Annotated in this window: 17 protein-coding genes and 1 pseudogene; 10 read left to right on the top strand and 8 right to left on the bottom strand. The window is 74.7% G+C overall.

Annotation, left to right across the window (positions count from 1 at the left end; all coding sequences use genetic code 11):
- Positions 1–81: 81 nt before the first annotated feature.
- Positions 82–1,371 (top strand): bifunctional o-acetylhomoserine/o-acetylserine sulfhydrylase, encoded by a 1,290-nt coding sequence (locus tag AMIR_RS30930; RefSeq protein WP_015804928.1) that lies wholly within the window; start codon positions 82–84, stop codon positions 1,369–1,371.
- Positions 1,368–2,399, top strand: coding sequence for a homoserine O-acetyltransferase MetX (gene metX / locus AMIR_RS30925; protein WP_015804927.1), 1,032 nt, complete (start codon positions 1,368–1,370; stop codon positions 2,397–2,399). Before AMIR_RS30930 ends, metX begins: the two co-directional genes overlap by 4 nt.
- On the opposite strand, the gene AMIR_RS30920 is transcribed toward metX, so the two are convergent.
- Both AMIR_RS30920 and AMIR_RS30915 read right to left on the bottom strand, forming a co-directional pair.
- On the bottom strand, positions 2,383–4,041 hold the full coding sequence (locus AMIR_RS30920; protein WP_015804926.1) for a cellulose binding domain-containing protein: 1,659 nt from the start codon (positions 4,039–4,041) through the stop codon (positions 2,383–2,385). The two genes, metX and AMIR_RS30920, sit on opposite strands and share 17 nt — an antisense overlap.
- A 207-nt stretch (positions 4,042–4,248) precedes the next feature.
- Positions 4,249–4,749 carry a hypothetical protein gene (locus AMIR_RS30915; protein ID WP_015804925.1) on the bottom strand — a complete coding sequence of 167 codons (501 nt, stop codon included), beginning with the start codon at positions 4,747–4,749 and terminating at the stop codon, positions 4,249–4,251.
- A 157-nt stretch (positions 4,750–4,906) separates the two neighbouring features.
- On the opposite strand from AMIR_RS30915, the gene AMIR_RS30910 reads away from it, so the two are divergent.
- The 4 genes and pseudogenes from AMIR_RS30910 to AMIR_RS43110 all read left to right on the top strand — a co-directional run.
- The gene (locus AMIR_RS30910; protein ID WP_015804924.1) at positions 4,907–6,070 is read left to right on the top strand and encodes a sensor histidine kinase; all 1,164 of its coding nucleotides are present in this window, start codon (positions 4,907–4,909) and stop codon (positions 6,068–6,070) included.
- Between the two features lie 173 nt (positions 6,071–6,243).
- Entirely contained in the window at positions 6,244–6,891 is a 648-nt protein-coding gene (locus AMIR_RS30905; protein ID WP_015804923.1) for a response regulator, read from the top strand.
- 52 nt (positions 6,892–6,943) lie between these two features.
- On the top strand, positions 6,944–7,648 hold the full coding sequence (locus AMIR_RS30900; RefSeq protein WP_015804922.1) for an alpha/beta hydrolase: 705 nt from the start codon (positions 6,944–6,946) through the stop codon (positions 7,646–7,648).
- Positions 7,645–8,730, top strand: a pseudogene (locus AMIR_RS43110) (acyltransferase family protein); the annotation flags it as partial. The gene AMIR_RS30900 and the pseudogene AMIR_RS43110, both read left to right, overlap by 4 nt.
- Before the next feature lie 30 nt (positions 8,731–8,760).
- On the opposite strand, the gene AMIR_RS30895 reads toward AMIR_RS43110, so the two are convergent.
- A complete protein-coding gene (locus tag AMIR_RS30895; RefSeq protein ID WP_015804921.1) occupies positions 8,761–10,932 on the bottom strand; it encodes a phospholipase A2 in 2,172 nt (723 codons plus the stop codon).
- 446 nt (positions 10,933–11,378) lie between these two features.
- Positions 11,379–11,972, bottom strand: a complete 594-nt coding sequence (locus tag AMIR_RS30890) for an SACE_7040 family transcriptional regulator (protein ID WP_015804920.1) — start codon at positions 11,970–11,972, stop codon at positions 11,379–11,381.
- Between the two features lie 355 nt (positions 11,973–12,327).
- Between AMIR_RS30890 and AMIR_RS30885 the strand changes: the two genes are divergently transcribed.
- The 4 genes from AMIR_RS30885 to AMIR_RS30870 are packed head-to-tail and all read left to right on the top strand — an operon-like array spanning position 12,328 to position 17,336.
- Positions 12,328–13,929, top strand: a complete 1,602-nt coding sequence (locus tag AMIR_RS30885; protein WP_015804919.1) for a carboxyl transferase domain-containing protein — start codon at positions 12,328–12,330, stop codon at positions 13,927–13,929.
- Positions 13,929–15,860, top strand: coding sequence for an acetyl/propionyl/methylcrotonyl-CoA carboxylase subunit alpha (locus AMIR_RS30880; protein ID WP_015804918.1), 1,932 nt, complete (start codon positions 13,929–13,931; stop codon positions 15,858–15,860). The genes AMIR_RS30885 and AMIR_RS30880 overlap by 1 nt, the downstream gene beginning before the upstream one ends.
- Before the next feature lie 5 nt (positions 15,861–15,865).
- Positions 15,866–17,017 (top strand): acyl-CoA dehydrogenase family protein, encoded by a 1,152-nt coding sequence (locus AMIR_RS30875; RefSeq protein ID WP_015804917.1) that lies wholly within the window; start codon positions 15,866–15,868, stop codon positions 17,015–17,017.
- A gap of 10 nt (positions 17,018–17,027) precedes the next feature.
- Entirely contained in the window at positions 17,028–17,336 is a 309-nt protein-coding gene (locus AMIR_RS30870; RefSeq protein ID WP_015804916.1) for a hypothetical protein, read from the top strand.
- 48 nt (positions 17,337–17,384) lie between these two features.
- On the opposite strand, the gene AMIR_RS30865 is transcribed toward AMIR_RS30870, so the two are convergent.
- The 4 genes from AMIR_RS30865 to AMIR_RS30850 all read right to left on the bottom strand — a co-directional run bounded on the left by AMIR_RS30865 (position 17,385) and on the right by AMIR_RS30850 (position 22,962).
- Complete coding sequence (locus tag AMIR_RS30865; RefSeq protein WP_041837145.1) at positions 17,385–18,146, bottom strand: crotonase/enoyl-CoA hydratase family protein; 762 nt, start codon at positions 18,144–18,146, stop codon at positions 17,385–17,387.
- Positions 18,143–19,732, bottom strand: a complete 1,590-nt coding sequence (locus AMIR_RS30860; protein ID WP_015804914.1) for an acyl-CoA dehydrogenase family protein — start codon at positions 19,730–19,732, stop codon at positions 18,143–18,145. The genes AMIR_RS30865 and AMIR_RS30860 overlap by 4 nt, the downstream gene beginning before the upstream one ends.
- Before the next feature lie 136 nt (positions 19,733–19,868).
- The gene (locus tag AMIR_RS30855; protein ID WP_015804913.1) at positions 19,869–20,720 is read right to left on the bottom strand and encodes a S1C family serine protease; all 852 of its coding nucleotides are present in this window, start codon (positions 20,718–20,720) and stop codon (positions 19,869–19,871) included.
- 133 nt (positions 20,721–20,853) lie between these two features.
- A complete protein-coding gene (locus AMIR_RS30850; RefSeq protein WP_015804912.1) occupies positions 20,854–22,962 on the bottom strand; it encodes a putative bifunctional diguanylate cyclase/phosphodiesterase in 2,109 nt (702 codons plus the stop codon).
- Positions 22,963–23,477 lie beyond the last annotated feature (515 nt).

Genomic DNA, 23,477 nt, shown 5'->3' with positions numbered 1-23,477 from the left:
CAGGCGGAACGCCCTGCGCCCCGCCCCCGGCCGCCCTACGTTCGCTGGAAAACCGCCGCAGGCAGGGGAGAACGAGCGCTCATGACCTGGTCCTTCGAGACCCAGCAGGTGCACGCCGGGGCAGCACCCGACCCGACCACCGGGGCCCGCGCCACGCCGATCTACCAGACCACCTCGTTCGCCTTCCGCGACACCGCGCACGGCGCCGCCCTGTTCAGCCTCGCCGAACCCGGCAACATCTACACCCGCATCAACAACCCCACCCAGGACGTCCTCGAACAGCGCGTCGCCGCCCTGGAGGGCGGGATCGCCGCCGTCGCCTTCGCGTCCGGCCAGGCCGCCGAGACGGCCACGATCCTCAACCTCGCCCGCGCGGGCGACCACCTCGTCTCCAGCGCCTCCCTCTACGGCGGCACCTACAACCTGCTCCACCACACCCTGCCCAAGCTCGGCATTACCACCACCTTCGTCGACGACCCCGACGACCTTGACGCCTGGCGCGCCGCGATCCGGCCGAACACCAAGCTGCTGTTCGCCGAGACCCTCGCCAACCCGCGCAGCAACGTCCTCGACATCACCGCCGTCGCCGACGTCGCGCACGCCGCGGGCGTCCCGCTGGTCGTGGACAACACCGTCCCCACGCCCTACCTGCTGCGCCCCCTGGAGCACGGCGCCGACATCGTGCTGCACTCCGCCACCAAGTTCCTCGGCGGCCACGGCACCGCCATCGCGGGCGTCGTCGTCGACGGCGGCAAGTTCGACTTCGGCGACGCCGCCAGGTTCCCCGACTTCAGCGACCCCGACCCCAGCTACCACGGCCTGCGCTACTGGCCCGCCCTCGGGCACGGCGCGTTCGCCGCCAAGCTGCGCGTGCAGGGCCTGCGCGACACCGGAGCCGCCATCGCCCCGCTCACCAGCTTCCTCGTCCTGCAGGGCATCGAGACCCTCTCGCTGCGCCTGGAGCGGCACGTGGCCAACGCGCGGGCGCTCGCCGAGTGGCTCGACGGGCGCGACGAGGTCGAGCGGGTGCACTACGCGGGGCTGCCCTCCAGCCCGTGGCACTCGCTCGCCCAGCGCTACCTGCCGAGGGGCGCGGGCGCGATCGTCTCGTTCGAGCTGGTCGGCGGGGCCGACGCGGGGCGGGCGTTCGTGGACGGGCTGGAGCTGTTCAGCCAGCTCGCCAACATCGGCGACGTGCGCAGCCTGGTCATCCACCCGGCGTCCACCACGCACAGCCAGCTCACCGCAGAGCAGCAGGTCACCAGCGGCGTCACGCCGGGGCTCGTCCGGCTGTCCGTGGGCATCGAGGCGGTCGAGGACCTGAAGGCCGACCTGGAGTCCGGGTTCCGGGCGGCGAAGTCCGCGCGGTGACGGGGTGGCGCGACGGCGATCCGGCCGGTGGGAGGAAGTGGCACCGGGGCGCGCTGCCCGGTCTGCCGTTCCGGCTCGCCTACGAGACCTGGGGCGAGCCTGACGACGACCGGTCCAACGCGGTGCTCGTGCTGCACGCCCTCACCGGGGACAGCCACGTCGCCGGACCCGCCGGTCCCGGCCACCCGACCGCCGGGTGGTGGGACGGGCTGGTGGGGCCCGGCCTGGCGCTGGACACCGACCGGTGGTTCGTCGTCGCGCCCAACGCGCTGGGCGGCTGCCAGGGCAGCACCGGCCCGTGGGACACCGCGCCCGACGGGCGGCCCTGGGGCGAGCGGTTCCCCGCCGTCGGCATCCGCGACCAGGTGCGGGCCGAGCTGGGGCTGGCCGACGCGCTCGGCGTGCGCTCGTGGGCGGCGGTCGTCGGCGGGTCCATGGGCGGGATGCGGGCGCTGGAGTGGGCGGTGACCGCGCCCGAGCGGGTGCGGTCGCTGCTGGTGCTCGCGGCCCCCGCCGCGTCCGGCGCCGACCAGATCGCGCTCGCCTCGGCCCAGCTGCACGCCCTCAAGCTGCACCCGCAGGAGGGGATGGCGGTGGCCAGGCGGATCGCCCACCACGGGTACCGCACCGCCGCCGAGCTCAACGCCCGGTTCGGGCGGAGCGTCCAGGGGGACGGGCGGTTCGCCGTCGAGTCCTACCTGGACCACCAGGCGGACAAGCTGGCCGGGAGGTTCGACCCCGGCAGCTACCGGGTGCTCACCGAGGCCATGAACGGCCACGACGTGGGCCGGGGCCGGGGAGGGGTGCGCGCGGCGCTGGGCGCGGTGACCGCGCGCACCCTCGTCGCCGGGATCGACACCGACCGGCTCTACCCGCTGGAGCAGCAGCGGGAGCTGGCCGAGGCGATCCCCGCAGCGGGCGACCTGCGCGTCGTGGCCTCGCCGTACGGCCACGACGGGTTCCTCGTCGAGGAGGAGCAGGTCGCCGCGCTGCTGGGGGAACTGCTGCGGGTCAGAAGCCCGCGGTGATGCGGGTGAACTCCAGGTCGGCCTGCGAGATGCCTGAGCAGCTGGCCGACACCTGGCCGTCGCAGCCGCCGCGGTCCCGGTTGACCGCCCAGAACGCGAGGCGGCCGAGGCCGTTGTTCTTCGACCAGTCGCGGATCTTGGTCCAGTCCGCGGCGGTGGTCAGCTCCTTCTGGTCGGACAGGCCGTTCATGCCCGAGATGCCGATGTGCTTGTAGGCGTCGGCGTCGCTGTACCCGAAGGTCGACTTCACCTTGTTCTTCAGCCCGGTGGCCGCGCTGATGGTGTCGGTCGCGATGTTGGAGCTGCCGAAGTCGAACGGCATGATCGTGAAGACGTCGATCTTGGCGTCCAGCGCGCCCGCCCGCTCGATGAGGCGGTTGCCCCAGAAGTTCGGGCCGGTGGTGCCGGTGCCGAACGTGACGATGGTCTGCACGTTCGGGTTCTTCTGCTTGACGATCTTCAGCGCGGACAGCACGCGGTCCTGCACGACCTCGTTCTCGAACTCGTCGGAGTTCTCGATGTCGATGTCGATCGCCTTGAGCTGGTAGGCGTCGATGACCTTCTGGTACGCGCCCGCCAGGGCCTCGGGGGTCGAGCAGTTCGGGCCGAGCTTGTTGCCGCTCCAGCCGCCGAACGACGGCACGATGTCACCACCCGCCGCGCGGATCGCCTTGATCGTGGTCTCGTCCACGCTGCCGGTCAGCGGTCGGGTGCCGTCCCACGAGGGGGTGCAGCCGCCCGAGGACAGGATGAACGCCATCGTGAACCACTTGACGCCGGTCTGCTGCATCACCGCGGTCGCGGACTGCGGGTTGCCCCAGCCCAGGAACAGGTAGGGGGCGCCGCGCCCGCCCGCCGGGGACGGCTGCGGGTCCGGGGTGGGGTCCGGGCTCGGCTGCGGGGTGGGGTTGGGGTTCGGCGACGGCTCGGGCGAGGGCTCCGGGGTGGTGCCCGCCTTCTTCGCGGTCTTCGCGGTCAGCGCCGGGCTCTTCGCCGAGGCGTTGCCCGCCGCGTCGCGCGCCACGACGCTGAACTGGTACGAGGTGTCGGCGGTCAGGCCGGACACGATCGCGGTGGGGCTCGCGACGGTGGTGGCCTTGTCGCCGCCCTTGTACACGTCGTACGCGACCACGCCGACGTTGTCGGCCGACGCGTTCCAGGCCAGCGTGACCGAGTCGGCCGTGGTGGCGGTGGCCTTCAGGCCGCCGGGGACGCTCGGCGCGGCCGTGTCGCCGGGGTTGCCGGTGCCGGTGCCGGTGCAGGGGGCGCCGTTGATCGTGCAGTTCGTGGGGGCGCCGCCGCCCGCGCCGATGAACCCGAACGCCACCGAGGAGCCCGCGCCGACCGCCGCGTTCCAGTCCCGGTTGGTCGCCGTGTAGCGGTCGCCGTTCCGGGTGACCTGCGCGTCCCAGAAGGAGCCGACCGTGGTGCCGGAGGGCAGGTCGAACTCGATCTTCCAGTTGTTCGAGGCCGACGACCCGCCGTTGGCGACGGTGAACTTCGCCTCGAAGCCGCTGCCCCAGTCCTGGGTCTTGGCGAAGGTGGCCGTGAGGTTCGTGGCCGCGCTCGCGGACGGGATCAACGCGTAGGAACCTGCGGCGAGAGCCGCGACGGCGAGCAGCACGCCCGTTCTGGTCTTCATGTTCCGCTTTTCTCCTCGGCGCTTTTATGAGCAGGGAATCACGCCTGCGGAGAAGAATGGACCTCGATAGCGCGCGTCGTCAAGGAAATGCTACTTTTTAAATCGACTTTAAATCTTCCTTTTGTGTTCCACATCATTCTCGTGGGGGTGCGGAGGGTGTTCTGGGCGTTTTTCCGGCCCCGAGCGCCCCGCTGGTCGCCCCGCTGGTCACTCCTCCAGGGAGGTCGCGATCCACTCCGACACCGGAAGGTCGCGGGTCTGGCACTCCAGCGCCAGCTTCACCGTCCACCGCAGCGCCTGGAGCACCACCGTCGCCAGCTCCTGCGGCGCGCCGTTCGCCAGCGCGATCTCGATCTGCTCGGCGGCGGCCTCCTGGTCGCCGTGCACCTCGGCGAGCAGCGCGCGGATCGCCGTGCGCACCGGCGGGTCCGCGTCGTCGATCGGCACCTCCTGGCCCGCCTCGTCGAACACCTGCATCTTCACCGGCGTCGCGCCGCCCGAGCCCAGCGCGGACACCATGCCGCTGCACTCGGAGAACAGCAGCAGCACCAGCTCCCTGATGTCCTCGTCGCCCTCGGGCGAGCCGCTCAGGTAGCCGGTGACGAGGTCCACCGCCACAGCGTCCTCGCCCACCTTGGTGGCGGCCAGGGCCTCCCCGGCCACGGCGTGCAGGCGCGCCCAGCGATCCGGATCTTGCTGCGGGTGCATTCGGCCAGCTTCCGTCGGGGTGCGCGGTCAGGAGTAATGCCTACCCCGTGCGCTTCGGGTGTCGCAACGCCTTGCCCGTGGAGCGGGCGGGTGATACCCCGGTACGACGCTCCCCGGAGCGATGTGCCGGGTCCCGCCCGCGCCCTAGCATCGCCGGGTGATCCGCTCCGCGTCCCACGTCCTGCTCCAGGTCGTCCTCCTGCCGGACCGGACGCGGGTGCCGGTGGGGCGGCTGCGCGGCCCGCTGCGGGTGGCGCTGCTGGTCGGCGCGCTCGTGCTGGCCACCGTGATCAGCTCGGACTACACCACCCACCAGGAGCCGGACGGCTGGTGGGTGGCGCTGTTCGCGGCGACCGCGACCCCGATCGCCCTGCTCTGCTTCTCCTCGCCGCTGGCCGCCTGGCGCGCCTCGCTGGCCGGGATCGTGGTGATCCGGCTGATCACCGGATCGGGGCCGGAGATCCTCACCGTCGGCGAGTGGCTGTGGTTCCCGCTGCCGCTGGTCGCGGTCGGGCTGGTGTTCGCCCGGCCGGTGGTGCTCGCCGTGGCGTGCGTCACGGCGCTGGTGCTGGCCGGGATCGCGCTCTCGGTCAACGACGACTTCGGCGGCCACTACCCGACCACCGTGCTGATCCTGCTGCTGCTCCTGCTCGCCGCCTACGCCGTCGGCGGGCGCGGGCGGGCCGAGCGGCGGTTCCACGCCGCGCGGGACGAGAAGGCCGCGCTGGTCGAGCGGGCCCGCATCGCGCGGGAGATGCACGACGTGGTCGCCCACCACATGTCCATGGTCGTGGTGCGCTGCGAGACCGCGCCCTACCGGCTGCCGGGGCTGCCCGAGGCGGCTGTCGGCGAGTTCGCCGAGCTGGGCGAGGTGGCCCGCGCCGCGATCACCGACATGCAGCGGCTGCTGGGCGTGCTGCGCGCCGAGGGGCAGCACGCCGACCTGGCCCCGCAGCCGGGGCTCGCCGACATCGCCGACCTGGCGCCCGGCGCGCGGGTGGTGGACGCGCGGGTGCCGGAGGCGGTCGGGCTGACCGCGTACCGGGTGGTGCAGGAGGCGCTGACCAACGCCCGGCGGCACGCGCCGGGGTGCGAGGTGGACGTGCGGGTGCGGCTGCGGCGCGGGGCGCTGGCGGTCAGGGTGCGCAACACCGGCGGCGGGGCGTCGCTGGGCGGGGGGAGCGGGTTGGGGCTGGTGGGGATGCGGGAGCGGGTCGCGGTGCACGGCGGGACGGTGGACGCGGGGCCGTCCGGCGACGGCGGGTTCGAGGTGCTGGCGCGGATTCCGCTGGGGGCGGGGCGGTGGGCGGCGGGCCGGTGAGTGGCGGGCAGGTGGGTGGCGGGCCGGTGAGCGGTGCTGCGGGGGATGGTCTGGTGGTGGGCGGCGCGGTGGGGGATGGCGCGGTGGGGGATGGCGCGGTGGTAGGCGGCGCGGGAGAGCGTGGCGTGGTGGGGAGCGGGGCGGTGCGGAACGGGGTGGGGAGCGGTGCGGCGGTGATCCGGGTGCTGGTGGTCGACGACCAGGAGATGGTGCGTGAGGGGTTCTCGGCGCTGCTCGACGCCCAGCCCGACATCACCGTGGTCGGCGCGGCGGGGGACGGCGCGGAGGGGGTCGCCAAGGTGCGCGCGCTGCGGCCGGACGTGGTGCTGATGGACGTGCGGATGCCCGGCGTCGACGGCATCGAGGCCACCGGGATGCTCGCCGACGACCCGGCGCGGGTGCTCGTGCTCACCACCTTCGACCTGGACGACTACGTGTACGAGGCGCTGCGCGCCGGGGCCAGCGGGTTCCTGCTCAAGCACGCGCCCGCCCGCGAGCTGCTGGACGCGGTGCGGGTCGTCGCGCGCGGCGACGCGCTGCTCGCGCCGTCCATCACCAAGCGGCTCATCGAGGACTTCGTGCGGGCCAGGCCCGCGCGGGCGGTGCGGCCACCGGCGCTGACGGCGCTGACCGGTCGGGAGACCGAGGTGCTGCTGATGGTCGCGCGCGGCCTGTCCAACGCCGAGGTCGCGCGCGGGCTGAACGTGGCCGAGCAGACCGTCAAGACGCACGTGAGCCGGGTGCTGACGAAGCTGGGGCTGCGCGACCGCGCCCAGGCGGTGATCGCCGCCTACGAGTCCGGGCTCGTGGTACCGGGGTAGCCCGACTCCGGGGTGACGACCCGCCGCCCGTCACCTCCCTAGCGTCGCCGCCATGCGGAAGTCGATCGCGGCGCTGGCCGCGCTGCTGGTGCTGGTCGCGCCGGGTGGCGGTGGGCGCGAGGTGCGCCGGGTGGAGGTGCTCGGGGACCTGGCGTCCGCCGCGCACGTGGCGGTGGTGGTGCCCGGCTCGGACGTGGCCGAGGCCGACTTCGACCGCACGGTCGGCGCGATGGCGCGCGCGGTGCGGGCCGAGGCCGGCCGGCCGGACCTGGCGGTGGTGGCCTGGCTCGGCTACGAGACCCCGTCCGGGGTGGGCGTGGACGCGGCCTCGGGCCGCCTGGCCCGCACCGGGGCCCACGCGCTCGCCGACTACGCCGCCGCCCTGCCCGGCCGGGTGCACCTGCTGTGCCACAGCTACGGCACCGTCGTGTGCGGCCTCGCCGCGCGGGAGCTGGCGGGGCGGGGCGTCCCGGTCGCGGACGTCGCGCTCACCGGCAGCCCCGGTGTGCGGGCGGGCTCGGCGGCGGAGCTGGGCGCGGGCACGCGGGTGTGGGCGGGCCGGGCGGGCGCGGACTGGATCGGCCGGGTGCCGAACGTCCGGCTGCTCGACCTCGGCCACGGCCCCGACCCCGCCGACCCGGAGTTCGGCGCGCGCCCCCTGCCGACCGGCGGCGTCACCGCGCACGACCGGTACTACGCGCCGGGCACCGAGTCCCTGCGCGCGCTGGCCCGCGTGGCGGTCGGGGAGCGGCCGTGAGCGCGCCGCGCGAACCCGCAGACCGCCGCACGGGGCCGCGTGCTGGCGCAGGCCCGCGTGCTGGCGCGGCCTCGCACGCTGGGGCGGCCCCGCGCGCTGGCACACCCCCACACCCCGGCGCGGCCCCGCCCGCCCCGAGTTCCGCCGCCCCGAGCCCCACCGCCCCGAGCCCCGTCGCCCCGCGTCCCACCGCCCCGAGCCCCACCACCCCAGACGAGGCAGGCGCCCCCGTGACCCGCGACCCGTTCGTCGACGCCGTCCGCGCGCTCGCGATCACCGGCGTGGTGCTCGGCCACTGGCTGGTGACCGCGCTCGTGCTCACCGAGCACGGCGTGGTGCTGGACAGCCCGCTGCGGTGGATGCCCCAGCTCGCCCCGGTGACCTGGGTGCTCCAGACCCTGGGGCTGTTCTTCTTCGCGGGCGGGTTCGCCGCCGCGCGCTCGCGCGTGCCGTGGTGGGTCCGGGCGCGCCGGGTGCTGCCGTCGGTCGGGGTGCTGCTCGGGGTGTGGTCGCTGGTCCTGCTGGGGCTGTCGCTGCGCGGGCTGCCGCAGGAGACCGTGCTGGTCGTCGGGTGGCTGGTGGTGGGGCCGCTGTGGTTCCTCGGCGTGCACCTGGTGCTGCTGGCCTGCACGCCGGTGTTGCGCAGGCTCGGCTGGCCGGGGCTGCTCGTCACCGTGCTGCTGGCCGCGCTCGACCTCGGGTGGATCAACGTGCTGGTGGTGTGGAGCGCGCCCTGGCAGCTCGGGCTGCTGCTGCGCGGTGGGCCGAACGGCGCCGACGAGCGCGCCTGGCGCCTCCGGGGCGCGGCGCTGCTGGTCGGCGGCGCGACCGCGTTCGCCCTGCTGGTCCGGTTCGCGGGCTACCCGGCCAGCGCGGTCGGCGTCCCCGGCGGCGGGTCGTCCAACCTGTTCCCGCCCTCACCGGCCGCGCTGGCGCTGGCCCTCGCCCAGATCGGCCTCGTGCTGCTGGTCCGCCCGAGGTTCCCGGCCCGCTGGGTCAACGACCGGGCGCTGCCGATCTACCTCGCCCACCAGAGCGCGCTGCTCGCCCTCGCCCTGGTCGGCGCGGCGCTCGGGGCCGTGCCCGGTCTGCTGACCGAGCCCGGCTCGCCCTCATGGGTGCTGCAGCGCCTCGCGTGGCTGCCAGTGCTCTGGTGCGCGCTGCTGGTCCTGCTTCGCGGCCGAGGCCAGCAGCGCCACCGCGATCGTCGCCCCGTGCAGCGCCAGCACCGAGCTGGTCGGCTCCAGCACCAGCATCGGCGGGACGCAGGCCAGCGCGGTCAGCAGCCACGGCCCCCGGTCGTGGCAGGCCCCGGAGCGGGCCACGTGCACCAGGTACCAGCCCAGGAGCAGGTGGATCAGGTTCTGCAGCGCGTCGACCTGGAGCCCGCCGAGGCTGCCCGCCTGCCCGGCGAAACCGGTCACCACGAACCCGACCACGCCCAGCGCGCCGTAGCCGACGCCGAGGGTGACCGCGAGCCTGGTGCGGTGCGTCTCCCTGGTCCGGCACAGCGGGAGCGCCTGGTGCCGCTCGAAGCGGTGGAACGCCCGCAGCAGCGGCAGCAGGAGCAGCACGAGCAGCGCGGGCCAGCGGGGGACGCCGGAGATCAGCAGCCAGGTCATCGCGGTGCTCGGGGAGTCCAGCAGGCCCAGTGAGCCGACGACGGCGGCCAGCGCGGTCAGGTAGCCCAGGTACAGGGTCATGGGGGCGGTGCGCGCGTAGTGCACCACCCGCCACGGCGCGCCGCCCGCCAGCCACGCGGTCGCCCGCTCGCGCAGCAGCATCACCAGGCACAGCTGACCGAGTGCCAGCACCAGCAGGAGCGCCGTGGGCGACCCGGCGCCCGCGGCGTCGTCGCCGGGCAGCGCGACCGCCGTGCCGGGGTGGCCGCCGAGCACGAGCAGCGCGCCGAGCGCGGGCGCGGACACCAGCGCCAGGCCCGCGTACGCGGACCGGCGGACCCGCGCCAGCGAGCCGTCCGCGTAGCAGAAGCCGAGCTGCTGGAACAGCAGCGCGCCCAGCACCAGGGTGGTGTAGCCGCCGGTGCGCCACTCGTGGGCGCCCCGGACCGCGTCCACCACCGCCATCAGGGCGACCAGCGCGAACGGGGTGAGCAGGCGGGCCCTGCGGTGCAGCGCGGCCATGAGCGGGGTGGCGGCGACCGCGACCAGGTAGACGCCGACGAACCACAGCGGCTGGGCGATCAGCCTGCCGAACAGCTCGACGCCGTCCTCGGGCACGTCGAGCAGCTGCAGCGGCAGCGGCAGGACCAGCCAGGCCAGCACGAACGCCAGCACCGGGCGCAGCAGCCAGGTCAGGCGGCCGGTCAGGTAGCGGCCGTACCCGCCGTGGTCGGCGCGCACGGCCTGCCAGGCGAGCAGGTTGGCGTGGCCGCCCGCGAAGAAGAACACCGGGACCGCCTGGAGCACCCAGGCGGCCACCCACAGCCACTGGGAGCCGAAGCCGGACCAGCGGGAGAGGGTGAGCAGCGACTGGCCCGCGACGACCAGGCCGATGCCTGCCAGGCGCAGGAAGGTGGCGTACCGGTCGGGGCTGGCCGGGAGCGGCGCGGGGTGCGCGGTCTCGGGGCCCTCGTCCCGGCGGCGGGCGCGGGCGCCGGGGACGCGCGCCAGCAGCAGGAGCACGACGACGGCGCTGCCGAAGCCCCAGGCCAGCACCGGCTCGTGGCCGGGCGCGCTCCAGCGCTGCCGCCACGAGTTGAACTCCAGGCCCGCCGCGTACACCGAGGCCACCGCGTGGCACTGCGACTCCGAACCACGCGGGTTGACCCGGCAGCGGTCGTGCATGTCCAGCTCCAGCCGGGTGTCCAGCTCGCGGCGCGCGGACTGCGGGAGCGGCTGGCCCTTGATCTCCGCGTAGCGCAGCAGGTCGTAGCCGAGGTCGTGGGACTTGCAGGACAGGTCGAAGTCCCAGGTCGTGGCGCCCGCCGGACCGGAGCAGTCGCCGGACGGGTCCGCCGCGCGCAGCGTGCCGTCCCCGGCCGGGACCGCGCTCGGGCTGCGGCCCATCACCGCGTTGAAGTCGGCGGGGAACGCGGCCAGCGGGTCGGCGGCGCTCGGGTGGCGCAGCGCGTCCACGGCCGCCGAGGCGATCGCGGCGTCGCCGGTCAGCGGCTCGTCCTTGGCCGCGGTGGCCGGGCGCGAGGCGACCACACCGCAGGCGAGGACCGCCAGGGTGACCAGGACGAAGCGGGACCAGGCGGGCAGCCGGGCGAGCAGGTCGAGCCCCGGCCAGCCCCGCGCGGTGCGTTCGGCTGCGCTCATTGGCCGGAGAGATTACGGAACGAAAACGGCGAGGCCAAGGGGTCACTTCGGGCGAACCCCGGATTCGTTGTGCGCGCGAAGGATCGGAACGGGATCACCACGGTGCGCGGACCTCCTCGGCTGCCGTGCGCAAAACGCGTCCGAAACGGGCTCGGGCGCGCGCTGACCTGCGCGGGGCCCGGTCCGCGAGGGGCGCGAACACCCTGGGTGAACTATTTGGTCACCGGGTGGAACGGCAGGCGCGGCCGGGAACTTGAGAACATTGGCACACCGGGTGTCGACGGTGAATTCGCCCCCTGCTGCGCCGCGTCGACCAGTCCTCATTGCGGAGAGTGCGCATTGATCGGGCGAGGGTGAAGACCATTGTCCGGGTCAACGGCGCGCGTTCCGGTGAATGCTCGGCGGGGCGGCTCGGCGGGGTCGGCCGGGCGGGTGCGGAAGGCGGTTCAGGCGGGCTGGTCGGTCCGCGGCGCGCCGGACGAGGTGATCGACGCCAGCGCCATCCTGGTCAGCAGGGCGGCCATCTGCTCGCGGTCCAGGTGCGCGCTGTGCGGGGTGGAGTTGATCAAGCCGAAGACCGCGTGCGCGGCGGCCCGCGCGGTCGGCTCGTCCACCCCGCGCACGCCGTCCTGGACGACCCGCACCCACACCTCGACGTAGCCGCGCTGGAGCGCCCGCACCCGCCTGCGGTCCGGGTCGGTCAGGTTGGCCAGGTTGCGCATCTGCACGGTGATCAGCGCCGGGTCGTCCAGCGCGAAGTCCACGTGCCAGCCGACCAGCGCGCGCAGCGCGGCCTCCGGGTCGGCGGCGGCGTCGACCCTGGCCCGGCCGCCGTCGAGCAGGCGCTCGCTGATGGCGGTCAGCATCTCGCCGAGCATCGCGTCCTTGCTGCGGAAGTGCCGGTAGAGGGCGGGCCCGGAGATGCCGACCGCGGCGCCGATGTCGTCGATGCCCACGCCGTGGAAACCGTGGCGGGCGAACAGCTCGGCCGCCGCCGAGAGGATCTGCTCGCGCCGGGTCTGCTTCGCGGTCGGGGTCACGGGCCCATCCTAATCGAGCGCGCGGACGTGGGTAAACGATCGTTAACAGAGTTGCTCGCCACCTGGGAACCGGAAAGGGGGATATCCGCGCGGGAAAGCGATCACATCTCGCATTACCCGCCGGTAACACCGGGTGGCGACCGGGGAACCCCGAACCGTGGGCGATCTTGGCCGGTGGCGCTGCGTGCGCGGCCTCGACCCAGGTCAGCCGCGCGCCCGACGCCCCGACGTGACTTCGGGATCGCCCGATGCCCCCCGACGTGGCATTGCCGGAATCGCCGGGATGGTGGACGGTTGGCGTTAACCGTCGCTAACATCAGGCGAGGTTAACGACCGCTAACCGCGAGGGGAGTCCATGGCAGCCCCCGTCCTGCGCAGCACCGCCGACCGGGCGTCCGACGCGTTCCGGCGCGGCGCCGAGGCGCACACCGCGCTCGTCGCCGACCTGCGCGCCCGGCTCGCCACCGCCGCGACCGGCGGCCCCGAGAGGGCCCGCGCCCGGCACGTCGAGCGCGGCAAGCTGCTGCCCCGCGACCGCGTCGACGCCCTGCTCGACCCCGGCTCCCCGTTCCTGGAGCTGTCCCCGCTCGCCGCGAACGGCCTGTACGACGACGAGGCCCCCGGCGCGGGCGTCATCACCGGCGTCGGCCGCATCGAGGGCCGCGAGTGCGTGGTCGTCGCCAACGACGCCACCGTCAAGGGCGGCACCTACTACCCGATGACGGTCAAGAAGCACCTGCGCGCCCAGGAGGTGGCGCTGCACAACCACCTGCCGTGCGCCTACCTGGTCGACTCCGGCGGCGCGTTCCTGCCCCGCCAGGACGAGGTGTTCCCCGACCGCGAGCACTTCGGCCGGATCTTCTTCAACCAGGCCACCATGTCCGCGCGCGGCATCCCGCAGATCGCCGCCGTCCTCGGCTCCTGCACGGCGGGCGGCGCGTACGTGCCCGCCATGAGCGACGAGGCCGTGATCGTCCGGGGCCAGGGCACGATCTTCCTGGGCGGCCCGCCGCTGGTGAAGGCCGCCACCGGCGAGGTCGTCACCGCCGAGGAGCTCGGCGGCGGCGAGCTGCACTCGCGGGTCTCCGGCGTCACCGACCACCTCGCCGAGGACGACGCGCACGCCCTCGCGATCGTCCGCTCCATCGTCGGCACGCTCGGCCCGCGCGCCCCCCGGCCGTGGGAGGTCGCGCCGACCGAGGAGCCCGCGCACGACCCGGCCGACCTGTACGGGGTCGTGCCGGTGGACAGCCGCACCCCGTACGACGTGCGCGAGGTCATCGCCAGGGTGGTCGACGGCAGCCGGTTCCAGGAGTTCAAGCGCGAGTACGGGCAGACCCTCGTCACCGGCTTCGCCCGCATCCACGGCCACCCGGTCGGCGTCGTGGCCAACAACGGCGTGCTGTTCGGCGAGTCCGCGCTCAAGGGCGCGCACTTCATCCAGCTCTGCGACCAGCGCGGCGTGCCCCTGGTGTTCCTGCAGAACATCAGCGGGTTCATGGTCGGCCGCGAGTACGAGGCGGGCGGCATCGCCAAGCACGGCGCGAAGATGGTCACCGCCGTCGCCTGCGCCCGCGTCCCCAAGTTCACCGTCGTCATCGGCGGCTCGTTCGGCGCGGGCAACTACTCGATGTGCGGGCGGGCCTACTCGCCCCGGTTCCTGTGGATGTGGCCCAACGCCCGCATCTCCGTCATGGGCGGCGAGCAGGCCGCGTCCGTCCTGGCCACCGTCCGGCGCGACCAGCGGCCCGACTGGTCGGCGCAGGACGAGGAGGCGTTCAAGGCCCCGATCCGCGCCCAGTACGAGGACCAGGGCAACCCCTACTACTCGACCGCCCGGCTGTGGGACGACGGCGTGATCGACCCGCTGGACACCCGCGCCGTGCTCGGCCTGGCGCTGTCCGCCGCGGCGAACGCCCCGCTCGACCCCGTCGGCTACGGCGTCTTCCGGATGTGATGCGCGTGTTCGACACCGTCCTGGTCGCCAACCGAGGCGAGATCGCCGTCCGGGTCGTCCGGGCGCTGCGCCGCGCGGGCATCCGGTCCGTCGCGGTGTTCAGCGACGCCGACGCGGACGCCCTGCACGTGCGGCTCGCCGACGCCGCCGTGCGCATCGGGCCCGCCGCCGCCCGCGACAGCTACCTCGACGCGGGCCGGATCGTCGCCGCCGCGCTGGAGACCGGCGCGCGGGCCGTCCACCCCGGCTACGGGTTCCTCGCCGAGAACGCCGGGTTCGCCCGCGCCTGCGCCGAGGCCGGCCTGGTGTTCATCGGGCCGCCCGTGCGGGCCATCGAGGTGATGGGCGACAAGATCCAGGCCAAGCTCACCGCCGCGGCCGCCGGGGTGCCGGTGGTGCCGGGGCGCGCCGAACCCGGCATGGGGGACGACGAGCTGGTCGCCGCCGCCACCGAGATCGGGTTCCCGGTGCTGGTCAAGCCGTCCGCCGGGGGTGGCGGCAAGGGGATGCGGCTGGTGCGCGAGGCCGCCGGGCTGCGCGAGGCCGTCGAGTCCGCCCGGCGGGAGGCGCGCGCGTCCTTCGGGGACGACGCGCTGCTCGTGGAGCGGTACGTGTCCGACCCCCGGCACATCGAGATCCAGGTGCTCGCCGACGCGCACGGCACGACCGTGCACCTCGGCGAGCGCGAGTGCAGCCTCCAGCGGCGGCACCAGAAGGTCATCGAGGAGGCGCCCTCCCCGCTGCTCGACGCGGACGCGCGGGAGGCCATGGGGCGCTCGGCCGTGCTGGCCGCCGAGTCGGTCGGCTACGTCGGCGCGGGCACCGTCGAGTTCATCGTGGACGGCACGACCGGCGAGCACTTCTTCCTGGAGATGAACACCCGGCTCCAGGTCGAGCACCCGGTCACCGAGCTGGTCACCGGCGTCGACCTGGTCGAGCAGCAGCTGCGCGTGGCCGCCGGGGAACCGCTCGGGTTCACCTCCGTCGAGCTGCGCGGGCACGCCGTGGAGGCGCGGGTGTACGCCGAGGACCCGGCGCGCGGGTTCCTGCCCACCGGCGGGCGGGTGCTGCTGCTGCGCGAGCCCGACGAGGTCCGGGTGGACTCGGCGCTGCGCGAGGGCCTGGTCGTCGGCAGCGACTACGACCCCATGCTGGCCAAGGTGATCGCGCACGGCGCCACCCGCGCCGAGGCGCTGCGCAGGCTCGACGCCGCGCTGTCGCGCACCGCCGTGCTCGGGGTGACCACGAACGTGCCGTTCCTGCGGGCGCTGCTGGCCCACCCGGACGTGCGCGCCGGGCGACTGGACACCGGGCTGGTGGAGCGCTCGCTCGACGCGCTGGTGCCCGGCGGGACGCCGGACGACGTGCTCGTCGCGGCGGGCTGCGACCGGTTCCTCGCGCTGGGCGGCGCCGACCCGTGGGAGCGGCTCACCGGCTGGCGGGTCGGCGAGCGCGCCTGGGCGCGGTGGGTGCTCGACGGCGCCGAGGTGCGGGTGCGCGGCGTCGCGCCCGACGTGGAGGTGCGCGTCGGCGACGCCGACCCGGTGCGGGTGACCGCGCGGCGCGAGGGCGACGAGCTGGTCGTCGGCGCGCGCCGGTACGCGGTGGCCCGCGACGGGGACGCGCTGTGGCTCGGCCGCGACGGCGGGGCCTGGCAGGTCGTGGAGACGGCCCCGGACGTGGCCGCCGCGCGCGGGGCCTCGTCCGGCGGACCGGTCACCAGCCCCATGCCGGGGACGGTGCTGCTGGTGCGCGCCGCCGAGGGCGAGGCCGTCGTCGCCGGGCAGGCGCTGTTCGTGGTCGAGGCGATGAAGATGGAGCACACCGTCACCGCGCCGGTCGACGGGGTGCTCACCGGGGTACGGGTCCGGCCCGGCGACCAGGTCGCGCTGGACGAGCAGTTGGCCGCAGTACTGCCACCCGAGGAGTGAACGCGTTGTTGGACTTCCGGCTCGACGAGGAGCACGAGGCGCTGCGCGCCACCGTGCAGCGGTTCGCCCGCGAGGAGGTGGCGCCCGTCATCGGCGGGTTCTACGAGCGCGAGGAGTTCCCGTACGACATCGTCGCGAAGATGGGGCGGATGGGCCTGTTCGGGCTGCCCGTGCCCGAGGAGCACGGCGGGATGGGCGGCGACTACTTCGCGCTCTGCCTCGCGCTGGAGGAGCTGGGGCGGGTCGACTCATCCGTCGCGATCACCCTGGAGGCCGGGGTGTCGCTGGCGGTCATGCCGCTGCTGCGGTTCGGCACCGACGAGCAGAAGGCGCGCTGGCTGCCCGCGCTGGCCGCCGGTGAGGCGCTGGGGGCGTTCGGCCTGACCGAGCCCGGCGGCGGCTCCGACGCGGGCGCGCTGCGCACCACCGCGCGCCTGGAGGACGGCCAGTGGGTGCTCAACGGCACCAAGGCGTTCATCACCAACTCGGGCACCTCGATCACCTCGCTGGTGACCGTCGCCGCCGTGACCGGCCGCAAGCCGGACGGCCGCCCGGAGATCTCCACGATCATCGTGCCCGCCGGGACGCCGGGGCTGGCGGTGGGGAGCAAGTACTCCAAGGTCGGCTGGAACGCCTCGGACACGCACGAGCTGTCGTTCCAGGACTGCCGGGTTCCCGAGGCGAACCTGCTCGGCGAGCGCGGGCGCGGGTACGCCCAGTTCCTGCGCACCCTCGACGAGGGCCGGGTGGCGATCGCCGCGCTCGGCGTCGGGCTGGCGCAGGGGTGCGTGGACGAGTGCGTGCGCTACGCCAAGGAGCGGGAGGCGTTCGGCTCGCCGATCGGGCGGTACCAGGCGATCCAGTTCAAGATCGCCGACATGGAGGTGCGGGTCCACACCGCGCGGCTGGCGTACTACCAGGCGGCGTCGAAGATGCTCCGGGGCGAGCCGTTCAAGCGGGAGGCGGCGATCGCGAAGCTCGTGTCGTCCGAGGCGGCCATGGACAACGCGCGCGAGGGGGCGCAGGTCTTCGGCGGGTACGGGTTCATGAACGAGTACCCGGTGGGGCGGTTCTACCGGGACGCGAAGATCCTGGAGATCGGGGAGGGGACGAGCGAGGTGCAGCGGATGCTGATCGCTCGGGAGCTGGGGTTGTAGCGTTCGGCCCGTGACCGAGGAGGAGTTCGCGATCCGGTTGACGCGCGACGAGGCGCTGGTGCTCTCCGACTGGCTCTACCGCGCCCTGGGCACGCCGGAGTTCGACGCTCCGGTGGACCGGGACCCCGCCGCGTGGGTCCCGGTGCACCGGATCTCGGGTGCGCTGGAGACCTCGCTGCCCGAGGTCTTCGCGCCCGACTACGACGCCCGGCTGGCCGCCGCGCGCGAGCGGCTGCTGGTCGACCCGGTCGAGCAGCGCAGGCGGTTCCTGGAGCGGGAGTGGGGGCGCGGGCCGGAGGCGGGCGCCGGCCCCGCCTGAGCCGCGGCGCGGTGGTTCGCGCCGCGGCGAGGAGCGGCCGTGACCCCGCTACTCCGGGAACCGCCCGTGCCTGCCCCACCCCTCCGCGAACCGCCGCAGGCCCGGCCCCGCGTCCTGCAGCGACACCAGCCCGTGCGCCAGCTCGTTCTCCAGCGCCGCCTCCTCCGCCAGCTCCTCCTGCTCCAGCAGCGACAACCGGTCGTGCCGCAGGCACGTCTGCGGGAACGCCGCGAGCTGCGCCGCCAGCTCCCGCGCCGCCTGGAGCGCCGTCCCGGTCGGCGCCACCCGGTTCACCAGGCCGATCGCCAGCGCCTCCTCCGCGCGCACCGCCCGACCGGTCAGCACCAGGTCCATCGCCCGGCTCGCGCCGATCAGCCTCGGCAGCCGCACCGTTCCGCCGTCCACCAGCGGGATGCCCCACCGCCTGCTGAACACGCCGAACACCGCGCTCCCGTCCGCCACCCGCAGGTCGCACCACAGCGCCAGCTCCAGCCCACCCGCCACCGCGTGCCCCGACACCGCCGCGATCACCGGCTTCGACAGCCGCAACCGGGTCGGGCCCATCGGGCCGGTGGTGCTGCGCGGGTCGTTGCCCAGGTCGGTGCCGATCGCGCCCAGGTCCGCCCCGGCGCAGAACACCCCGCCCTCGCCGTGCAGCACCGCCACCGCCGCGCCGGGGTCCGCGTCGAACTCGCGGAACACCTCGGCCAGCGTGTGCGCGGTCGGCCCGTCCACCGCGTTGCGCACGCCCGGCCGGTTCAGCAGCACCGTCCACACCGGACCCGACCGCTCCACCCGCACCGCGCTCACCGCCCCGGCACCGCCCGCTCCACGATCGCCTTCGCGTCCACCCCTGCGGGCAGGGTGCCGAACGCGACGCCCCAGTCGCCCGCCAGCCGGGACGCGCAGAACGCGTCCGCCACCGCCGGGTGGCCGTGCCGCACCAGCAGCGAGCCCTGGAGCACCAGTGCCATCCGCTCCACCAGCCGCCGCGCGCGGGACTCCGGGTCGGGCTCGACCAGCATCGCCTTCAGCTCCCGCACCGCCGCGTCCAGCCGCCGGTCCGCGCCCGCCGCCGCGTCCAGCTCGGCGGTGAACTCGACCACCGCGTCCGGCTCCCGCGCGAGCACGCGCAGCACGTCCAGCGCCGCCACGTTGCCCGAGCCCTCCCACACCGACATCAGCGGCGACTCGCGGAACAGCCTCGGCATCCCGGACTCCTCCACGTAACCGTTGCCGCCCAAGCACTCCAGCGCCTCCGCCGCGTGCGCCGGACCGCGCTTGCACACCCAGTACTTGGCCACCGCCAACCCCAGCCGACCGCGCGACCCGGCCAGCCACAGCCCGACGGTGGTCGCCGCCTCGGACTCCACCGCCAGGTCCGCCAGCACCGCGCGCATCACCGGCTGGTCCACCAGCGCCGCCCCGAACGCCCTGCGGTGCGCGGCGTGGTGCGCGGCCTGCACCAGGCCCGCGCGCATCCCGGCCGCCGACCCGAGCACGCAGTCCAGCCGGGTCGCGTTGACCATCTCGATGATCGTGCGCACCCCGCGCCCCGGCTCGCCGACCAGCCAGCCGACCGCGCCGTCGTACTCCAGCTCGGCCGAGGCGTTCGACCGGTTCCCCAGCTTGTCCTTCAAGCGCTGCAACGAGATCGCGTTGCGCGTGCCGTCCGGCAGGACCCTGGGCACCAGGAAGCAGGACAGGCCCTCGTCGGCCTGGGCGAGGGTGAGGAACAGGTCGGACATGGGGGCGGAGGTGAACCACTTGTGGCCGGTCAGCACGTGGTGGTCGCCGGAGCGGACGGCGCGGGTGGTGTTCGCGCGCACGTCGGAGCCGCCCTGCTTCTCGGTCATGGACATGCCCGCGACCAGCCCGCGCTTGGACTCCGGCGGGCGCAGGCCGAAGTCGTACTCGGGGGAGGCCAGCAGCGGCTCGAACCGGGCGGCCAGCCAGGGGGAGCGGCGCAGCGCGGGCACGGCGGCGTAGGTCATCGACACCGGGCAGCCGTGCCCGGCCTCCACCTGCGACCAGACGAGGAACTTGGCGGCCCGCGCCACGTGCGCCCCCGGCCGCTCGTCCCGCCACGGCGCGGCGTGCAGCCCGCGACCGATGGCGGTGGTCATCAGCTCGTGCCAGGCGGGGTGGAACTCGACCTCGTCGACGCGGTGGCCCCACCGGTCGTGGGTGCGCAGGACGGGCGGGTGCTCGTTGGCGAGCCTGCCCAGCTCCTGGACGCGCGCGCTGCCCGCGAGGACCCCCAGCTCCCGCAGCTCCGCTTCGGCCCAGCCCGCGCCGCCGAGGCGCAGCGCGGTCAGGAGGGCCGGGTCGTCGGCCACGTCGTGGCCGGTCAGCGGGGGGACCTGGTTGAGCACCTCGTGTGTGACGTGCGCCATTCCGGCGAGGTTACTACCGGTGGGTAACTTTGGGAACCGATCGGTTCGGGCCCCGCGAAAGCGGCGGGGGCCGCGCAGGCCCTACCCCGGCGCGACCCCCGGACCGTCCCGACCACCCCGGAGTCGGGACGGGGTCTCAGCCCAGGTCGCCGATGAGCGAGCGCACCTGGTTCGACGGGATCGAGAAGCCGATGCCCACGCTGCCCGCCTCGCCGCCGTCCGACGTGGGCGAGTAGATCGCCGAGTTGATCGCCACCACCTCGCCCGCCGCGTTCACCAGCGGCCCGCCCGAGTTGCCGGGGTTGATCGACGCGTCGGTCTGGATCGCCTGGTAGCTCACGGTGCGCCTGCCGGTTCCCGGCACCGTCACGGTGCGGTCCAGCGCGCTCACGATGCCCGAGGTGACCGTGCCCTGCAGCCCCTCCGGGGAGCCGATCGCCACGACCTGGTCGCCGACCCGCACCGAGTCCGAGTCGGCGAACGTCGCCGCCGTCAGCCCGGACACGCCCTCCGCCTGCAGGACCGCCAGGTCGCTGTCCGCGTCCGCGCCGAGCACCTTCGCCTGCACGGTGCGCCCGTCGTCCAGGGTGACCGAGACCTGCTGCGCGCCCGACACCACGTGGTTGTTGGTCAGCACGCGCCCGTCCGAGGACAGCACCACCCCGGACCCGACGCCGCGCGACTGCGAGGTCGCCACGTTGACCTGGACCACGCTCGGCAGGACCTTCTCCGCGATCGCCGACACGTTCAGCGACACGCCCGTCGTCGACACCACCGGCGTGCTCGCCGCCGCGGTCGACGTGGCGGCCTCCGGGGCGCTCAGCGCGCCCACCACGCCACCCGTCGCCCCGCCGACCAGCGCGGCCACCAGGGCCGCCATCGTCACGGCCGTGCCGGTCCGCCGCCAGAACCCCGGTGCGACGGCTGGCGCGGCAGGCTCGTCCAACGACCCCCGCAAGGAGGGGAAGTCCTGTCGTGTCTCGGTCATGGCACCACTGTCGGCCCCGAGCTTGTGAATTCCCTGAGCGCCCGCACAGGAGAAGCCAAGAAACCGCGCCCCGTGACGGGCCTCACGCCGGGTGACCCGACCAGGTCATCCCACCCGGCTCACCCCGCCCGGCTCACGCGTCCTCGTCCGGGTCCTCGTCCCCGTCCGGGTCCAGCCCCAGCAGCTCGGCCACGTCCGCCCCGGTCAGTGGTTCGGCGTTGAACAGCACGCCCTGCCCCGCGCTCACGCCCAGCTCCCGCAGCCGCCGCGCCTCGTCCGAGGTGCTCACGTGCACCGCGTGCAGCTCCAGCCCCAGCTGCCGGCTCCACGACAGCAGCGCCACCGCCGCCGCCCGGTCCACCAGGTTCGCGCCCTCGGCCAGCCCCCGCACCGGCGGCCCGCCGAACTTCAGCGCCGACAGCGGCAGCTGCCTGATCCGGTCCACCGCCACGTTCCCGCCGCCCAGCTGGTCCAGCGCGAGCAGCACCCCGTGCGAGGCCAGGATGTTCAGCTCCTCCACCTGCTCCTCGCTGAGCGCCGACGGCAACCGCTCCGGCAGCTCGAACCGCAGCTTGTGCGGCGGCAGCCCGGTGTCCCGCAGCACCTGCCGCACCCACGCCACCAGCTCCGGTTCCTGGCACTGCCGCACGCTCAGGTCCACCGACAGCACCGGCGCCTCCTCGCCCAGCGCCGCGTACCACCGCCCGGCCTGCGCGCACGCCCGCTCCAGCGCCCACCGGTCCAGCCGCAGCCCCATGCCGGTGCGCTCCAGCAGCGGCCCCAACCACCGCAGGTCCACCAGCCCGCGCTCGGCGTGGTCCCAGCGCAGCACCGCCTCGACGGCCACCACCGACCGGTCGGCCAGCGCGTGCACCGGCTCGTAGTCCACCCGGAAGTCGCCCTGCTCGGCCCCGCCCGCCACCGACGCGGCCAGCGCCGACCGGTCCCGCTCGCGCGCGTCCCGGTCCGGGTCGTACAGCGACCACCCGGTCTTGCCGGAGTCCTTGGCCCAGTCCAGCGCCACGCCCGCGCGGCGCAGCAGCTCCCCGTCCGGCAGGCCGGGTCCGGTGCGGGCGACCACGCCCACGCTGGCCGCGACCCCGATGCCCCGCTCCTCCCACCACACCGGCTCGGCCAGCTCGCGCAGCGCCTGCTCGACCAGGTCCAGCACCGAGGGCAGGTCCGAGCCGGTCACCAGCACGCCGAACTCGTCGCCGCCCAGCCGCGCGATCCGCGCGCCACCGCCGAACACCGTCCCCAGCACGGACACCGCGGCCCGCAGCACCCGGTCGCCGACCTCGTGCCCGAACGCCCCGTTGACCACCCGGAGCCCGTCCAGGTCGAGCAGCGCCACCACCAGCGACCCCGAGCCCTGCGGCCCCTCCTCGCTCTCCAACCAGCCGAGGAACTGGGCCCGGTTGGCCAACCCGGTCAGCGGGTCGTTCAGGCTCTGCCGCACCAGTTGCAGCTGCAGCGCCCTGACCTCGTCCAGGTCCTCGACCACCGCCACGTAGCAGCGCACGTCCCCGTCGCGCCCGCGCACCGGCGTGATCGCGAGCTGCGCCGGGATCGCCTCGCCGTCCGCGCGCACCAACCGCTTCTCGACCTGCACCCCGTCCCGCTCACCCGAGAGCAGCTGCCCGCCGAGCCTGCGCAGCGCGGGCAGGTCGTCCGGGTGCACCACCTCCCGCGCGCTCAACCCGGCGACGCGGTCCGGCGGGTAGCCGAGGATCGCGGGCAGCGCCGCGTTGTGGTCGACCACGCGGCCGTCCGAGGCGACCTCGGCGATGGCCAGCGCGGACGTGCGCCACACGGCCCGGAACTTCGCCTCCCCCTCCTCGCGCACCTCGTCGGCGGCCAGCTCCGCCGCAGCCTCGGCGAACCCGGCGGCGACCGCGCCCAGCACGGCGGGGACGCGGGAGGCGGCCGGATGGTCCGCCCCGTGCAGGGCGACCAGGTGCGGACGCAGGTTCTCGGCCAGGAACGCGATGGTCCCCTCCAGCACGCCGGGCCGGGCCGGCCCGTGCCCGACCAGCGCGCGCCCGACCCGACGGGCGGCCTCCTCGGGCTCCTGGCCGTCCACCGAGGACAGGCCGGCGGTCAGCCGGACCAGGGTCCCGAGGTGGGCCGCGGGGTCGGGAAGCGCTTCGGCCCAGCGCTGCGCGAAGCCCTCGTGGGCGGTGGCCGCCCCGAGATCGGCGCGCGGCTCCGGGGCGTCCCCCGCCCCTCCGGCCGTCTTCATTCAGCCCCGGTGCTCAATCGCGTTACACATTCCTGATCGCGTTCACTCCAATGGAGGAATAAGTCGATGTTCATGCGGCATTGAGCTTACTGGGGGATGGGTGCGCAGGCGCAACACGAACGCGGCGACCGGACGGGCCGGGTGGACCGGACCCGGCGAAGTGGCCCGGTCCACCCAGGTAGCGGGGGTGGCGCCGGTTCGGGGAACCACCGGGACCACCGCGCGGCAAAGGACTCCGCGCTTTGTTGATCTTTCCGTTCTTCCCGGCGCCCGCACAAATCGCACGCGGCCCACCGTCCGGCCCGGCTTCGGGATCGGTGGCGGTTCCTGCGGAAAAGCGCTGCGGGCACTGGAAAATCGCTTCGCCGCCCGGTTGCGGGGACGCGGTCGGCTCCGCCCAGTGCAGCAGCGCGCCCCTCGCCCGTCAACGTTCCGCGCCAGGCGTCCAGATGCCGGAAACCCTTGACCCGACACCGTTTCGCCGACCTATCCTCACCGCAGCCGCGTTGCGGGGC

The organism is Actinosynnema mirum DSM 43827 (assembly GCF_000023245.1).
GTDB classification, from domain to species: Bacteria; Actinomycetota; Actinomycetes; order Mycobacteriales; family Pseudonocardiaceae; genus Actinosynnema; species Actinosynnema mirum.
The sequence above is the reverse complement of the archived record's forward strand: the minus strand, read 5'-3'. Positions and strand labels throughout refer to the sequence as shown.

Bases quoted from the DNA above. Each gene is read 5' to 3' on its own strand.
- AMIR_RS30930 (WP_015804928.1), top strand. From the start codon at position 82: ATGACCTGGTCCTTCGAGACCCAGCAGGTGCACGCCGGGGCAGCACCC.
- AMIR_RS30920 (WP_015804926.1), bottom strand. From the start codon at position 4,041: ATGAAGACCAGAACGGGCGTGCTGCTCGCCGTCGCGGCTCTCGCCGCA.
- AMIR_RS30915 (WP_015804925.1), bottom strand. From the start codon at position 4,749: ATGCACCCGCAGCAAGATCCGGATCGCTGGGCGCGCCTGCACGCCGTG.
- AMIR_RS30900 (WP_015804922.1), top strand. From the start codon at position 6,944: ATGCGGAAGTCGATCGCGGCGCTGGCCGCGCTGCTGGTGCTGGTCGCG.
- AMIR_RS30895 (WP_015804921.1), bottom strand. From the start codon at position 10,932: ATGAGCGCAGCCGAACGCACCGCGCGGGGCTGGCCGGGGCTCGACCTG.
- AMIR_RS30885 (WP_015804919.1), top strand. From the start codon at position 12,328: ATGGCAGCCCCCGTCCTGCGCAGCACCGCCGACCGGGCGTCCGACGCG.
- AMIR_RS30880 (WP_015804918.1), top strand. From the start codon at position 13,929: ATGCGCGTGTTCGACACCGTCCTGGTCGCCAACCGAGGCGAGATCGCC.
- AMIR_RS30860 (WP_015804914.1), bottom strand. From the start codon at position 19,732: ATGGCGCACGTCACACACGAGGTGCTCAACCAGGTCCCCCCGCTGACC.
- AMIR_RS30855 (WP_015804913.1), bottom strand. From the start codon at position 20,720: ATGACCGAGACACGACAGGACTTCCCCTCCTTGCGGGGGTCGTTGGAC.
- AMIR_RS30850 (WP_015804912.1), bottom strand. From the start codon at position 22,962: ATGAAGACGGCCGGAGGGGCGGGGGACGCCCCGGAGCCGCGCGCCGAT.